The organism is Nonomuraea sp. NPDC049695 (genome assembly GCF_040674955.1).
Lineage (GTDB): Bacteria > Actinomycetota > Actinomycetes > Streptosporangiales > Streptosporangiaceae > Nonomuraea > Nonomuraea helvata.
Genome location: NZ_JBFANV010000022.1, coordinates 33,340 through 47,195, shown reverse-complemented (window position 1 = coordinate 47,195; position 13,856 = coordinate 33,340). Strand labels below are relative to the sequence as shown.

Genomic DNA, 13,856 nt, shown 5'->3' with positions numbered 1-13,856 from the left:
TACGGCGTGGACGCCGCCCCGTCACGAGATGATCACCTGCGACGCCGCCGGCAGCACCGGCCCGATCGCCCGCCGCGCGCCCGGGGTGCGCCCGTAGCCCCAGCCGATCTGCGCGCGGTAACCGCCCAGCAATCCCCGCTCGGCCAGTTCCGTCACATCGGGCGGCTCCGGGAGCGGGTGCGCGACCGGCGCCACGTAGAGGGCGTCCACCGGGCAGTACGCCTCGCACATGAAGCACGTCTGGCAGTCGCCCTGCCGTGCGATCAGCGGCACCCCGTCATCCCCTCGTTCGAAGACGTCCGTCGGGCAGACCTGTATGCACTTGTCGCAGGCGATGCACCGGTCGCGCACCACGATCTCGATCACGACGCCACCGCCAGGGGCCGCCCTGTCTCGGGCGCGACCCACACCTCGTCGAGCCCGCCGCAGCTCAGCCGGTGGTGCTGGGCCGGGTCGGAACCCGGGTAGTCCTCGCGCTTGTGCATGCCGCGGCTCTCGGTCCTGGCCAGCGCGCTGGCGTACATCCAGCGGGCGTGGGCCGCCATCGCGGCCGCCGAGCGGGCGCGTACGACGTCGGGGCCATCCGCGCGCAGGGCCTGCCTGGCCCGCGTCCAGGTCTCATCGAGCGAGGCCAGTGCGGGCGCGAGCCGGTCGCCGTGGCGCAGGTAGTTCTTCTCGTACGGCAGCACCTCGGCCTGGACCGCCTCGACGATCTCGCGGTGCCCGGCCCGGCCGGTGCCGGTCGGCCGCAGCCCGGCGCCGCCGGCCCCGATCACTGCGCGCCTGGCCGCGCGGGCGCCCAACGTGCGGGCGTGACGGGCGGCGGCCTGCCCCGCCCAGGTGCCGGACGACATGGCCCACGCCGCGTTGTGGCTGCCGCCGCCGGTGAAGCCGCCGCAGATCGGCTCCCTGGTGGCCGCGTCACCGGCGGCGTACAGTCCGGGGACGGAGGTCGCGCAGTCGTAGCCGGTGAGGCGGATGCCGCCGGTCCCGCGCACGGTGCCCTCGGCCAGCAGCGTGACGGGGAACAGCTCGGCGAAGGGGTCGATGCCCTGGCGGTCGAAGGGGAGGAAGAAGTTGGGCTGGGCCAGCCGCATCGCCTGTCTGATCTCTTCCCCCGCCTGATCGAGTCGGCAGAAGACGCGCTCGGACAGCAGCGCCCGCGCGATCACGGACCGGCCGCGCGTGCTGCCCGCGCCTTCCAGGACACTTCCGTCGGCGTGGTAGAAGGTGGCGTAGGAGTAGAAGGCGGTCTTGGTCACGGAGGTGAACTCGGGGGCGATGGCGTAGGCGTTGGAGAACTCCATGCCGGACAGCTCGGCCCCGGTCTCCGCGGCGAGCAGCGCTCCGTCGCCGGTGTTGACGTCGCAGCCGAGTGCCTTGCTGAGGAAGGCGCAGCCGCCGGTGGCCAGCACCACCGCACCCGCGCGTACCCCATAGGACCGGTCGTGCTGCCTGCGGTAACCGGCCGCGCCCGCGACCGCGCCCTCCGCGTCCACCAGCAGCTCGATAACGGGGCTGTGATCGAGCACGCGCACCCCCGAGCGGCGTGCGCGAATGCGCATGCGGCGCATGTACTCGGGGCCTTGCAGACCGCGGCGGATCTGACGGCCGTCCTCTCCCACGGGGAAGGGATAGCGGCTCACCTCCGCCAGCTCGTTCATGTTGGCGTAGGTCTGGTCGAGGACGCGGGCCATCCAGCTCCGGTCGGCGAGGTAGCCGCCCAGGGCCTCCCTGGAGGCCATCGCCTCCTCGCGCGCCGCAGGGTCGGGATCGACGTACCACACGCCGGTGCCGGCGGCGGCGGTGGCACCGCTCGTGCCGAGATAGCCCTTGTCCACCAGGACGACGTCGGCACCCGCCTCGGCGGCCTTGATCGCGGCCCACGCGCCCGCGGGCCCGCCGCCCGCGACCAGGACGTCGGCCGTGACATCGAGATCGGTCATGCCATGAAGCTAAGAGCAGGGACGCCTAAAGTCAACATTTCCTACTTGACATACATGGATTTCTGGGCGCACGATCTGGCTTGTGAAGAGCAGCGAGCTTCTGGTGGCTCGCCTCCACGTCGATCTCAGACGGCAGGCGAGCGCGCTCTGTGCCATGCGGTGACCTCCGGGTCCCGCCATCCCCGTTTCCGCTCGAACACCCGTCAAAGCTTCAGGGAGCGCTTCACCATGTCATCCTCGTCCATCCTCGCCATCAAACGCGTCGCCGGGCACATCGGCGCCGAGATCACCGGCGTCGACCTCGCCCACCCCCTCGGCCCCACCACGGTCGAGGAGATCCGCCAGGCCCTGCTCGCCCACAAGGTGGTCTTCTTCCGCGGACAGAACCTCGACCACGCCGCCCAGATCGCCTTCGCCCGCCAGTTCGGCGAGCTCACCCACGCCCACCCGCACGAGGACGCCCCGCCGGAGGAGTTCCCGCAGATCCTCACCATCGACCCGCGCCGCTACGAGGAACGCTACGGCGCAAACTACCGCGAGCTGTACCGCAAGCGGCAGTACTCCTACTACTCCGGCTGGCACACCGACGTCACCGCCGCCGTCAACCCGCCCGCCGCCTCGATCCTGCGCGCCGAGACCGTCCCCGAGTTCGGCGGCGACACCCAGTGGACCAACCTGGTCGCCGCCTACGAGGGCCTGTCGGCGCCACTACGCGACTTCGTGGACGGCCTGCGCGCCGAGCACCGCTTCCTCGCCGGCTACCAGACCACCGACGAGGACGGCAAACTGGTCAAGCGGATCAACGACAACCTGCTGGTCTCCGTGCATCCGGTGGTGCGGGTGCATCCCGAGACCGGTGAGCGGGCGCTGTTCGTCAACCCGGGCTTCACCGACCACATCGTCGGCCTCTCGGCTCTGGAGAGCCGTCGCGTCCTGGAGTCGCTGTACGAGCAGATCACCCGTCCCGAGTACACCGTCCGCTTCCGCTGGCAGCCGGGTAGCGTCGCCTTCTGGGACAACCGGGCCACCGCCCACCTCGCCCCGTCCGACCTCGACCACCTCGACGTCCAGCGCACCCTGCACCGGGTCACCCTGATCGGCGACCGCCCCGTCGGCCCCGACGGGTTCGTCTCCGAAATCGTCGCCGGCCGCGAGTTCAGGGCCGAGGCCCTCGTCGTCGCCTGACGACCCAAGATCGTGCGGGCGGGGTTGGGGGTCTCCGCCCGCACCGCGGCGTGCGCGACATCCCCAACGTCACCATGTTTCAACTGCCGGCAGCGCCCCAGCCCAGGTGCTCGGCGTACCTTACGACGACCTCATGCCGGCGGTGTGAATTCCGCTGGCCTACACGGTCGGCACCGATTTCAAGCCCGCCCGCCGCATCCCGCGCGAGGAGGTTCTGCGCTGGGAACACTGGTGAGTGTGATACCAGAGCTCGGCCTTCCGGATGCGGAGGCCCGGCAGCAAGCGTGGTTACGCTAGGACGCCTTCTCCTCCCGCAGTTCGGGATCCGCTTCCGCCGGCGATGGCGCTGCGGGCATGGGCGCGGACGTCGGCGTCCGGGTCCGACAGGGCGGCACGCAGCGCGGCGGCCACCTCTGGCCGGTCCGCCCAGCGCGACAGGGCTAGCACGGCCGCCTTGCGTACGTCGAGATTGGCGTCCGCGAGCGCTCCGATGAGCGGCCCCGGCGCAACGTCCGCATCCGCGGCGGCCAGGCAGCGGGCCGCTCCGACGCGTACCTGCCAGTCGGCGTCGTGGATCGCGTGCGCGGCCTGGATCTCCAGCGGGGCGCCTGTCGCCCCGGATGCCTCCAGCGCCGCAGCGCGCACGAGCGGGTCGGCGTCGGCGGCGAGGGCGGCCAGCGCGGCGGACGGCTTGCCGATGAGGCCCAGCCCTTTGGCCGTCCATACCCGAACCTCCCGCGACGGGTCCGTGGCGGCCGCGGCCACGAGATCGGCCTCGTCCAGCGACACCAGCCCGCGGATCGCCTCGATGCGTACCCGGCGGTCGGCATCGGCCAGTCCGGCAGCGAAAGTCTGCCGGTCGCCGAGCCGAAGGGCGCGCAGGACGTCCAGCGCGCACGCCCGTACCATGGCGTCCTCTCCGTCGAGCCGACCGGCCAGGGCCGCGCCGAGTTCCGCCGTTGCGGGCAGGACCTCGACCAGCTCCTTCAGCGCGGTGGCCGCGGCCCGCCGCACCGTGCCGTGGGCGTCGCCGAGCGCTGCCGCCAGCGCCGCGCCCACGCCCTCCGGGACGATCTCGGTGAGCGTGGCGATGGCGGCCCGTCTGACCTTGGGGTCGGGGTCGGACAGGTAGGGCGCCAGCTGTGCCGCGGTGGGCTGCTCTTCGGCGAGCCGGTGCAGTTCCAGGATGCGGGGCGAGCGGCCGACAGCAGTCCGGACGGCACGTGTGGTGGCGGCCCGTCGCACGGTGGTGGCGGCGTGCGCGCCCAGCGGCACCGGTTCGGCGGCGGCCGGGGTGAACTCAGGGACGGGCACCAAGTAGGGCTCCACAGGGCGCTTGACGAACTCCATAGCGCCGTCGCCGCGCTTGCGCAGGTTCAGGTGGACCAGCCAGGCGGCGTCGTCGCGGGCGGGAAGGTCCGCCCGTTCGTGGTACAGGCCCCAGCGGCTCTCGGTACGGGTCAGCGAGGCGCGGGCCGCCATCTCGGCGCAGTCCCTGATGAAGTCGACCTCCACGCAGCGCATGAGCTCGTGCGGGGTACGCGCGCCCACCCCGGCGATCTCCTCGCGCATCCGCTCGAAGGATTCCAGGGCGATCTCGAGCTTGGCGGCCGTCTTGGGCGGCGTCACGTAGTCGTTGACGAAGCGGCGCAGCTTGTACTCGACCTGCTGCTGAGGCGGCCCGTCCGGATGACGCAGCGGCCGGTAGACCAGCGCGTGGGCATCGGCGATCTGGTCCTCTGGCAGCGCGTCCGGCACGGTGGCGTGAGCGACGGCGTGGGCGCCGGCCAGGTCGCCGAAGACGAACGCGCCGATCATGTAGTTGTGCGGGACGCAGGCCAGGTCGCCGGCCGCGTACAGGCCCGGCACGGTCGTCGCCCCGTTCTCGTCCACCCACACCCCGGAGGCCGAGTGGCCGCCGCACAGGCCGATCTCTGAGATGTGCATCTCCACGTCGTGGGTGCGGTAGTCGTGCCCACGCCCGGCGTGGAAGGTGCCGCGGGTGGGCCGTTCGGTGGTGTGCAGGATGTTCTCCAGCGCGGAGACGGACTCCTCCGGCAGGTGGGTGAGCTTGAGGTAGATGGGGCCGCGGGCCGAGGCGATCTCGGTGGCGACCTCGGCCATCATCTGGCCCGACCAGTAGTCGGAGTCGACGAACCGCTCGCCCTGGTTGTTGACCTGGTAGCCGCCGAACGGGTTGGCCACGTACGCGCAGGCCGGGCCGTTGTAGTCCTTGATCAGCGGGTTGATCTGGAAGCACTCGATGCCACTGAGCTCGGCGCCCGCGTGGTAGGCCATGGCGTAGCCGTCACCCGCGTTCGCCGGGTTCTCGTAGGTCCCGTACAGATAGCCGCTGGCGGGCAGGCCGAGCCGGCCGCACGCGCCGGTCGCGAGGATGACCGCGCCGGCGCTCACTGTGACAAAACGTCCGGACCTGGTGTCGAACCCCGCCACGCCGACCGCCCGGCCGCCGGACGTGAGCACCCTGACCGGCATCACCCGGTTCTCGATGCGGACCTTCTCCCGGATGTCTCGCCGGCGCAGCACCCGGTAGAGGACCTTCTTGACGTCCTTGCCCTCCGGCATGGGCAGCACGTAACTGCCCGAGCGGTGAACGCGGCGGACGGCGTACTGACCGTACTCGTCCTTCTCGAACTTGACACCGTAGCGCTCCAGCCGCCGGACCATGTCGTGGCCCCTGGTGGCGGTCTGGTAGATCGTCTTCTGGTTGACGACCCCGTCGTTGGCCCTGGTGATCTCTGCTACGTATTCCTCGGGGGTGGCTTTGCCGGGAATGACCGCGTTGTTGACGCCGTCCATGCCCATGGCCAGGGCGCCGCTGTGGCGGACATGCGCCTTCTCCAGCAGCAGCACGCGCGCGCCCCGTTCCGCCGCGGTGATGGCGGCCATCGTGCCCGCGGTTCCGCCGCCGACGACGAGGACCTCGCACTCCAGGCGGAGGCGGTCCTCGATCGAAGGGATCTCCATCTACAGCTCCTTCACGATCCTGTCGCGCAGCCCGGCGTGTGGGTGCTCGCCGGTCCCGCGTACGTCGAACACCGCGCGGACGCCGTGGCCGCCGAGCACCGCGACCCGGTCGCCGAGCAGCAGCGCCTCGTCCACGTCGTGGGTCACGAAGACGACCGTCGCCTGGGTGTCGTGCAGCACGTCGAGCAGCAGGCGCTGCATCTGGGCCCGGGTCTGGGCGTCGAGCGCGCCGAACGGCTCGTCCATCAGCACCGCGCGCGGCGCGGCCACGAGGGCGCGGGCGAGCTGCACGCGCTGGCGCATGCCGCCGGACAGCTCGCGCGGCAGTTTGTCCTCAGCGCCGGCCAGGCCCACACGCTCGATCCACTCCCGCGCCGAGGCGGTGCGCTCCCGCCTGCTCACTTTGCGGATGCGCAGGGGCAGCTCGATGTTGCGCAGGACGCTCCGCCACGGCAGCAGCCCGTCGTCCTGGAAGACCATGGCGCGCTCGGCCGAGGTGCCGATGATCTCGGCGCCGTCGGCCCGGACGACCCCGCCGGTCGGCGACAGCAGTCCCGCCAGTGCCCGCAGCAGCGTGGACTTGCCCGAACCGGACGCGCCCACCACGACCAGCACCTCGCCCGGCACGATCCGCAGATCGACCTCGCGCACGACCAGGTCACGGCCGTAGCCGAGGGACAGCCCCTCCAGGGCGAAGCCGAGCCCGGCCGCGGGTGCCGTGTGGACCGTGGGCACCACCGCGGTCATGACGCGCCGCCCTGGGCTCTCGGCAGCCAGCGGGTGACCCGCCGCCCGGCCAGCTCCACGACGGCCGAGGTCAGCCAGCCGAGCAGGCCGATGGTGACCATCCCGACGATCACCCCGGGATAGTCCACCAGCGTGTACGCCTGCCACGTCCGGTACCCGACACCGAACTCGCCGGAGATCATCTCTGCGGAGATCACACAGATCCACGACACACCCATGCCGACCGACAACCCGCCGAACACTCCGGGCAGGATCCCCGGCAGTACGACGTGCCAGAGCACGTGCAGGCGTCGGCCGCCGAGCGTCCTTACGGCGTCCTCCCAGAGCGTGGGCAGTGCCCGGACGGCGTGCCGGGTGCTGACCAGGATCGGGAAGAAGGCGGCCACGAAGGTGATGAACACAATGCCCTGCTCGTCGGTGGGGAACAGCAGGATCGCCACCGGGACGAGCGCGATCGCCGGGATCGGGCGGACCGCCTCCAGCAGCGGCAGCAGCACGTCCCGGGTGCGCGCCGACCTCCCGAGCGCCACGCCGGCCGCGATTCCCGCGATCGTGGCCAGGCCGAACCCGGTGAGGATGCGGATCAGGCTCTGCAGCAGATCCAGCGCGAAGACCGGGGTGGCGAGCTGCCGGACGGCCTCGCCGGCGATCTCGTCGAGGGTGGGCAGCCGGTCGAACCTGAGCCACAGCCGGGCATCCGCGGCGGTGAGCACCTGCCACAACCCGGCCGCCATCAGCACAGAGGCCACCCTGATGACCCATCTCCTGGTCATGCGCCGGCCTCCTTGAGCGCGGCCTCGTACGTGATGGGCTTCGCCTTCGGATGGTCGGCCCTGTAGGCGGCGGCACCGTCCTGCGTGGTGAAGGGCAGGAAGTTCGCCCTCTCCTTCAACCACACCGCGTGGTCGGCGAACCAGCGGGTGCCGGTAACCGTGTCCGGGACGTACGCGGCGCGGACCTTGGATTTGGCGGCGGCGACCTGGCGCAACAGGCAGGTTGGGGTGGCCGCCGGCTGCGTCGTGGCGGCGCCGTCGAGCCACAGCTCCGACGCGGTTCTCGGGTCGCCGACAGCGCTGCCGCACACGGGGTCGGTGCCGGTGATCCTGGCGGGGTTCGCCGTGGAGGCCACGTCCTTGTCGTACGCCGAGCCGTAGGCCTTGCGCAGATAGGAATCGTTGACGAAGGCGGAGACGTCCACTCCGTCGAAGTCGGCGCCGATGCGCTTCAGGAACGGCACGTCGTGCTCGTGCGCCGCCTTGAGCTGCGGCTTGAGTGTGACGTCGAAGGTGGAGATGCCGCCGGGCCCGTTGTAGAGGTAGACGACCTCGGGAGGCAGGCCGGTGACCTTGGCCACGGACTCGGCCGCCGCCAGCGGGTGCTCGTGCAGGTAGCGGGTGGCGTCGATCTGCGCCTTGAGGAAGGCGTCCACCACATCGGGATGCTCCTTCGCGTACGCCTGGCGCACCACCACGCCGTGGAAGGTCGGCACGTCCAGCGCGGAGCCGTCGTAGAGCAGCCGTGCCTTGTTCTGGAAGGCCAGCAGGCCGGGCCAGGCCACGAACTGCGCGTACGCCTGGACGCCGCCCGATTCCAGCTGCGAGGCGCCGACGGCGGGCTGGTGATTGACCACCTCGACCCCGGTGACCTTGGCCTTCTCCAGCGCCTGCACCAGGGTGCCGTGCCCGGCGGAGCCGACGCTGGCGGACACCTTGGTCCCCTTCAGGTCGGCCAGCGTCTCCGCCTTGGAGCCGAGCGGCACCACGACCATGTTGAGGCCGCCGCGCAAGTTGTAGCCGGTGGTGGAGATCAGCTCCGTACGCGCGGCGGGGACGTTCTGGGTACGGGAGGCGTTGATCAGCAGCGGATAGTCACCCATCGAGCCGATGTCTATCTTGCCGGCGACCATCTTCGCGGTGATGGGGGCGCCGGTGTCGTAGTCCTGCCACTCGACGGTGTACTTGTCGCCGAGCCGCTTCTCCAGGTAGCCGAGCGAGCGCAGCAGCGTGCCCGCCGTGACCGTGTTGATGGTCTTCGACTGGTAGCCGATGACCAGCTTCGTCTTACCCGTGCCGCCCGTCGCCCCGGCCACCGAGCAGCCTGCGGCGGCGACCAGGGCGAGGGCCGCCAGAACGATACGCATGGTCGCTTTCCTCATCGCAGCAGGTAGGGGATGTTGATGGTGACCGCGTCCACAGGGCACCTGGCCGCGCAGGGGCCGCAGTACCAGCACTCGTCCACGTACATGTAGGCCTTGCCGGTCTCCTCTTTGATCGCGAGGGAGTCCAGGGGGCACGCCTCGACGCAGAGCGTGCAGCCGTCGATGCACAGCGCCTCGTCGATGGTCACGGGCACCTCGACCCGCTGGTTGATCAGGGCCATCGCTCCTCCTCGTCAACGGCGCGGTCGAGATGTCCGCGCATGGTCAGCCGGTCGCCTCGGAAGCGGATGAACTCCAGGTCGACCGGCCGGCCGTCGGCCAGATGGGTGAGCCGCTCGACCATGAGCAGCGCGGCGCCGCGCGGCGCCTCCAGCACGGTTGCCGTATGTGGGTCGGCGTTGACCGCCTCCAGCGTGAGCTCGGCCGTGCCGAGCGGTTGGCCGGCGATCGCCTCCAGAAGCACGAAGATGTCGTTGTGCTCCAGGTCCGCGTCGAACAGCGGCTCGCCGACGTCACGGACCAGGTAGGTCAGGTCCAGCGAGAGCGGCAGGCCGTTGAGGCGGCGGAGCCGTTCGAGGTAGACGACCGGCTCGCCCGGGGGCAGACCGAGCCGGGTGCTCACGGCGAGCGGCGGCTCGATCAGGGTCATGTTCCTGACCTGGTTGGTCACCTTGCCGTGCTCGTGCAGCGTCTCGGCGAGGCCGAGCAGCCTGTGCAGGCCATGCGGGTACTTCTCGCCCGCGACCGTGGTGCCCACTCCGGGGCAGCGCTCGACCAGTCCTTCCTCGTGCAGCAGGCGCAGGGCGTCGCGCACCGTGTTGCGCGAGGCGCCGAACTCGCGCGCCAGCACCGCCTCCGGCGGCAGCCTGCCGTGGGGGAAGATCCCATGCACGATCTGACGCCGGAGCAGGTCGGCCACCTGCCTGGCTCGGTCGGCTCGGCGCCGCGCGGCCGTCATCTGTCCCACACCAGCCTCCCTGCGCAAACTCAGACATAACCTAGCAAGCAGGTAGGTAAATGGGGGTAACGGTACGATTGCGCCACTTCGCGGCCCGCACACATCGGCCGCGACCAGCGGCTCATCTCCGGATGTCGCAAGATCTGCCACCTCGCGGACCGAGAATGGCACACCAAGCCATCTACCGAGCAACCCTCGCGGTACTGGCGAAGATCGCTGGTTGTCGTTCGCGCAACCAAGGCACCCATCGCAACCCTGGAACATATTCCCCGCTATTTTGGGTCGGAATGCAGGACTAAGGAGGGACATATATGCCGCTGTCCTCGCAACCGCTGCGAAAGCTGGGCTTCTTGACCATCGGGCTGTTCGACGAGGTCGACCCACGCCGGGGCCATGAGTCGACACTCGAGATCATCCAACTGGGCGAGCAGCTGGGTTTCGACAGCGCGTGGGTGCGGCACCGCCATCTGCAGTACGGCATCTCCTCCCCCGTCGCCGTCCTGGCGGCGGCCTCCCAGCGCACCAGCCGCATCGAACTGGGCACGGCGGTCATCCCCTTGGGCTGGGAGAATCCGCTGCGGCTCGCCGAAGACCTGGCGACGGTGGACGTCTTGTCAGGAGGCCGCCTCAATCCTGGCGTCAGCGTCGGCCCGCCGTTCCACTACGACCAGGTCAAGGACGCCCTCTACCCAGACACAGGCGACCTCGAGGACTTCAGCTACGAACGCGTACGACGGCTCCTGGACTTCGTCCACGGCGAGCCGGCCACCGACTTCCACGGCGCCGAAGGCTTCGAGGTCTTCTCCGACCGGGTCCAGCCCCACTCCCCCGGCCTCGGCAGCCGCATGTGGTACGGCGGCGGAAGCCTGCGCTCAGCCCGGTGGGCAGGCGAACACGCCATGAACTTCCTGACCAGCAGTGTCGTGAAGGCAGAGGAGTCGGAGGACTTCGCCGAGATCCAGCTCTCCCACGTACGGGAGTTCCGGGCGCACCACCCCGACGGCGACCGCGCCCGCGTCTCCCAGGGCCTGGTCGTCATCCCCACAGACACGGCCTCATCCGAGCAACGGGCCAAGTACAAGGAGTATGCCGACAAGCGCATGCCCCGGACCGCCGCGCCCCAGGGACCGGCGCGGATGATGTTCGCGCCCGACCTTGTCGGCAGCTCGGCCGAGGTCGCCGAGCGGCTCTACGAGCATGCCGCCTTCCGGGAGATCGACGAGGTCGCGTTCGCGCTGCCGTTCACGTTCGATCGCGAGGACTATGTGCAGATCCTCACCGACATCGCCACTGAGCTCGGTCCCACACTCGGCTGGCGGCCCCGGCACTAGACGGCGCTAGTAGACGGACATGGGAGGGACCGGCAGGGGTTGGGCGGCGGCGCGCAGACCGTCCAGGGCCGGGCAAGGTGTACCTAAATAGTAGAGAATTGCACGCGGGGCACGGCAGCGACCAACGCCTGTGTGTAAGGGTGGCGGGGCTGGGTGAACACGTCCTCGACGTCGCCTTCCTCCACCACCCGGCCGTCCTTCATGACCAGCACACGGTCGGCGACGTGGTGGACGACGCCCAGGTCGTGGGAGACGAACACCATCGCGGTGCCGTACTCGGCCTGAAGGTCGGCAAGCAGGTCGAGCACCTGGGCCTGAACGGAGACGTCGAGGGCGGAGACCGGCTCGTCGCAGACCAGCACGTCGGGGCGGGGGCCGAGGGCGCGGGCGATGGCGATGCGCTGGCGTTGGCCGCCGGACAGCTCGCGGGGATGCCGGGCGGCCGTCTCCGGCGGCAGCCCGACGCGGGCCAGCAGGTCGAGCACCCTCGCGTGGCGTTCCGCCCTGGGCAGGCGCAGCGGTTCGGCGATGAGGCGGGCGACGGTGTGTCGGGGGTCGAAGGAGTCGAGTGGGCTCTGGGAGATGAGCTGGATCCTGGGTCGTAGCGGGCGGCGTTCCCGTTCCCGCGGGTGGCTCCATGGCTGCTGGTGCAGGGTAACGTGGCCGTGGTCGGGTTCGAGCAGGGCGAGGGCCAGGCGGGCAAGTGTGGTCTTGCCCGAGCCGGACTCGCCGACGACACCGAGGGTCTCTCCCTGGTGGAGGGTGAAGGAGACGTCATCCACGACGCGGCGGGCGCCGTACGAGCGGGTGAGCCCGGTTCCCGTGAGGACCTGGGCCGAGAGGTCGGGGGCGGGGCGGGCCTGCGGAGCCCCGGTGGTGAGGCGGGTGCCCCGGGATGCCGTGGAGGGCACGGCGGCCAGCAGCGCGCGGGTGTAGTCGTGCGCGGGCGTGGCCAGCACCTCCCGGGCGGGCCCCGCCTCCACGATCTGTCCGTCCTTCATGACCAGGATGCGGTCGGCGATCGAGGCGACCACGGCGAGGTCGTGGCTGATGAGCAGCAGGGCGGTCCCGGCGGCCTTGCGCTCGGCGAGCAGGCGCAGGATCTGGGCCTGGATCGTGACGTCGAGGGCGGTGGTGGGCTCGTCGGCGATGATCAGCTCGGGGTCGGCGGCGATGGCGGAGGCGATCAGCGCCCGCTGCCGCAGCCCGCCGGAGAGCTGGTGGGGATACTGCCCGGCCCGGGGCTCCGGGTCCGGTATGCCCACCGCGTCGAGCAGTTCCCGCACCCGCTCCGCGCGGCGGGCCCGCGGGACGACGTCGTGAACGGCGAGCACCTCGGTGATCTCAGCCCCCACCGTGCGCAGCGGGTCGAGCGAGACCAGCGCGTCCTGCAGGACGAGCCCGGCGAACCTGCCGCGCAGCCGCCGCCAGTCGCCGGAGGTGAAGGCGAGCGCGTCCCGGCCGTTGACGCTGAACGCCGAGGCCCGCACCGCGGAGCCGGGGCCGGCCAGGCCCAGCAGGCTGCGGGCGGTGACGCTCTTGCCGGAGCCGGACTCGCCGACGATCGCCACGCACTCGCCGGGCTCGACCGACAGGGAGATCCCGTGCACGACCTCGGTGCCGCCGAAGCTTACGCGCAGGTCCTCCACGGCCAGCAGCGTCACGGTGTTCTCCCCTCGAAGCGGCGTTGCAGGCGGCGTCCGACGACGGTCAGGCAGACGACGGTGAGCGTGATCGCCAGGCCCGGGAAGAGCGCCTCCCACCAGGCGACTCTCAGGTAGTTGCGGGCCTCGGAGAGCATCGCGCCCCACTCGGCGGCCGGCGGCTGCGGTCCCATGCCGAGGAAGCTGAGCCCGGAACTGGCGATGACGGCCTGGCCGAGGCCGATCGTGGCGAGCACGGGGATCGGGCCCAGCACGTTGGGCAGCACGTGCCCGGCGATGATCGCCAGGCGTGAGCGGCCGAACGTGACGGCCTGCTCGACGTATCCGGAATGGCGGACGACGAAGGTCTGGGCGCGGATCACGCGGGCGTAGTTCGGGATCTGGGCGATGGCGATGGCGAAGATGACGTTGCCGGTGCCAGGGCCGATGATCGCCACGACGAGGAGGGCGAGCAGCAGCTCAGGCAGGGTGGACAGCACGTCGAGCGACCGGGCCAGTGCCTCGTCCAGCCATTTCGGCGCCAGCCCGGCGGCCAGGCCGAGCAGCACGCCAGCGGTGACGGCCAGGGCGGTGGCGGCGACGCCGATGCTGATGGAGTGGCGGGCGCCGTGCAGCACCCTGGCCAGCACGTCGCGACCGAGGTGGTCGGTGCCGAACCAGCGGGTGCCGCTGGGTGGGGCGAGCGCGTTCAGCGGGTCGGCAGCCAGGGGATCGGCGCTCGTGAGCAGTCCGGGCGCGGCCACCGCCACGGCGAGGAGGAGGAGAAAGGCCACCGGCACGAGCCGGCGCAGGTCGGCGGACGCGCTCAGGACGAGGTGGCGGCGGGCAGGGCGGCGCAGGGACTTGAGGGCGGGGCGGGATTCCCCGCGGGTGAGCACG

General features: G+C 71.0%; 13 protein-coding genes. 3 read left to right on the top strand and 10 right to left on the bottom strand.

Features of this window, described 5'->3' with window-relative positions:
- Positions 1-21: 21 nt before the first annotated feature.
- Entirely contained in the window at positions 22-366 is a 345-nt protein-coding gene (locus tag AB0J64_RS20885; RefSeq protein ID WP_364029035.1) for a ferredoxin family protein, read from the bottom strand.
- Positions 363-1,946 carry an FAD-binding protein gene (locus AB0J64_RS20880; protein WP_364029033.1) on the bottom strand — a complete coding sequence of 528 codons (1,584 nt, stop codon included), beginning with the start codon at positions 1,944-1,946 and terminating at the stop codon, positions 363-365. The genes AB0J64_RS20885 and AB0J64_RS20880 overlap by 4 nt, the downstream gene beginning before the upstream one ends.
- Before the next feature lie 82 nt (positions 1,947-2,028).
- Between AB0J64_RS20880 and AB0J64_RS20875 the strand changes: the two genes are divergently transcribed.
- On the top strand, positions 2,029-2,109 hold the full coding sequence (locus tag AB0J64_RS20875; protein ID WP_355451062.1) for a putative leader peptide: 81 nt from the start codon (positions 2,029-2,031) through the stop codon (positions 2,107-2,109).
- Positions 2,110-2,174: 65 nt separating this feature from the next.
- The gene (locus tag AB0J64_RS20870) at positions 2,175-3,131 is read left to right on the top strand and encodes a TauD/TfdA family dioxygenase (protein ID WP_364029031.1); all 957 of its coding nucleotides are present in this window, start codon (positions 2,175-2,177) and stop codon (positions 3,129-3,131) included.
- Positions 3,132-3,419: 288 nt separating this feature from the next.
- On the opposite strand, the gene AB0J64_RS20865 is transcribed toward AB0J64_RS20870, so the two are convergent.
- The 6 genes from AB0J64_RS20865 to AB0J64_RS20840 are packed head-to-tail and all read right to left on the bottom strand — an operon-like array spanning position 3,420 to position 9,982.
- Positions 3,420-6,119, bottom strand: coding sequence for a fumarate reductase/succinate dehydrogenase flavoprotein subunit (locus AB0J64_RS20865; RefSeq protein WP_364029029.1), 2,700 nt, complete (start codon positions 6,117-6,119; stop codon positions 3,420-3,422).
- Positions 6,120-6,866 carry an ABC transporter ATP-binding protein gene (locus tag AB0J64_RS20860; protein WP_364029027.1) on the bottom strand — a complete coding sequence of 249 codons (747 nt, stop codon included), beginning with the start codon at positions 6,864-6,866 and terminating at the stop codon, positions 6,120-6,122.
- Positions 6,863-7,639, bottom strand: coding sequence for an ABC transporter permease (locus AB0J64_RS20855; RefSeq protein ID WP_364029025.1), 777 nt, complete (start codon positions 7,637-7,639; stop codon positions 6,863-6,865). Before AB0J64_RS20855 ends, AB0J64_RS20860 begins: the two co-directional genes overlap by 4 nt.
- Positions 7,636-9,006 carry an ABC transporter substrate-binding protein gene (locus AB0J64_RS20850; protein WP_364029023.1) on the bottom strand — a complete coding sequence of 457 codons (1,371 nt, stop codon included), beginning with the start codon at positions 9,004-9,006 and terminating at the stop codon, positions 7,636-7,638. Before AB0J64_RS20850 ends, AB0J64_RS20855 begins: the two co-directional genes overlap by 4 nt.
- Before the next feature lie 11 nt (positions 9,007-9,017).
- Positions 9,018-9,245 carry a 4Fe-4S dicluster domain-containing protein gene (locus AB0J64_RS20845; RefSeq protein WP_364029021.1) on the bottom strand — a complete coding sequence of 76 codons (228 nt, stop codon included), beginning with the start codon at positions 9,243-9,245 and terminating at the stop codon, positions 9,018-9,020.
- Entirely contained in the window at positions 9,236-9,982 is a 747-nt protein-coding gene (locus AB0J64_RS20840; RefSeq protein ID WP_364029183.1) for a GntR family transcriptional regulator, read from the bottom strand. Before AB0J64_RS20840 ends, AB0J64_RS20845 begins: the two co-directional genes overlap by 10 nt.
- A gap of 311 nt (positions 9,983-10,293) precedes the next feature.
- Here AB0J64_RS20840 and AB0J64_RS20835 point away from each other — a divergent pair, with 311 nt between their 5' ends.
- Positions 10,294-11,313 (top strand): LLM class flavin-dependent oxidoreductase, encoded by a 1,020-nt coding sequence (locus AB0J64_RS20835; RefSeq protein ID WP_364029019.1) that lies wholly within the window; start codon positions 10,294-10,296, stop codon positions 11,311-11,313.
- Positions 11,314-11,396: 83 nt separating this feature from the next.
- Here AB0J64_RS20835 and AB0J64_RS20830 read toward each other — a convergent pair whose 3' ends face one another.
- Both AB0J64_RS20830 and AB0J64_RS20825 read right to left on the bottom strand, forming a co-directional pair.
- Complete coding sequence (locus AB0J64_RS20830; RefSeq protein ID WP_364029017.1) at positions 11,397-12,977, bottom strand: ABC transporter ATP-binding protein; 1,581 nt, start codon at positions 12,975-12,977, stop codon at positions 11,397-11,399.
- Positions 12,974-13,855 carry an ABC transporter permease gene (locus AB0J64_RS20825; protein ID WP_364029015.1) on the bottom strand — a complete coding sequence of 294 codons (882 nt, stop codon included), beginning with the start codon at positions 13,853-13,855 and terminating at the stop codon, positions 12,974-12,976. Before AB0J64_RS20825 ends, AB0J64_RS20830 begins: the two co-directional genes overlap by 4 nt.
- Position 13,856 lies beyond the last annotated feature (1 nt).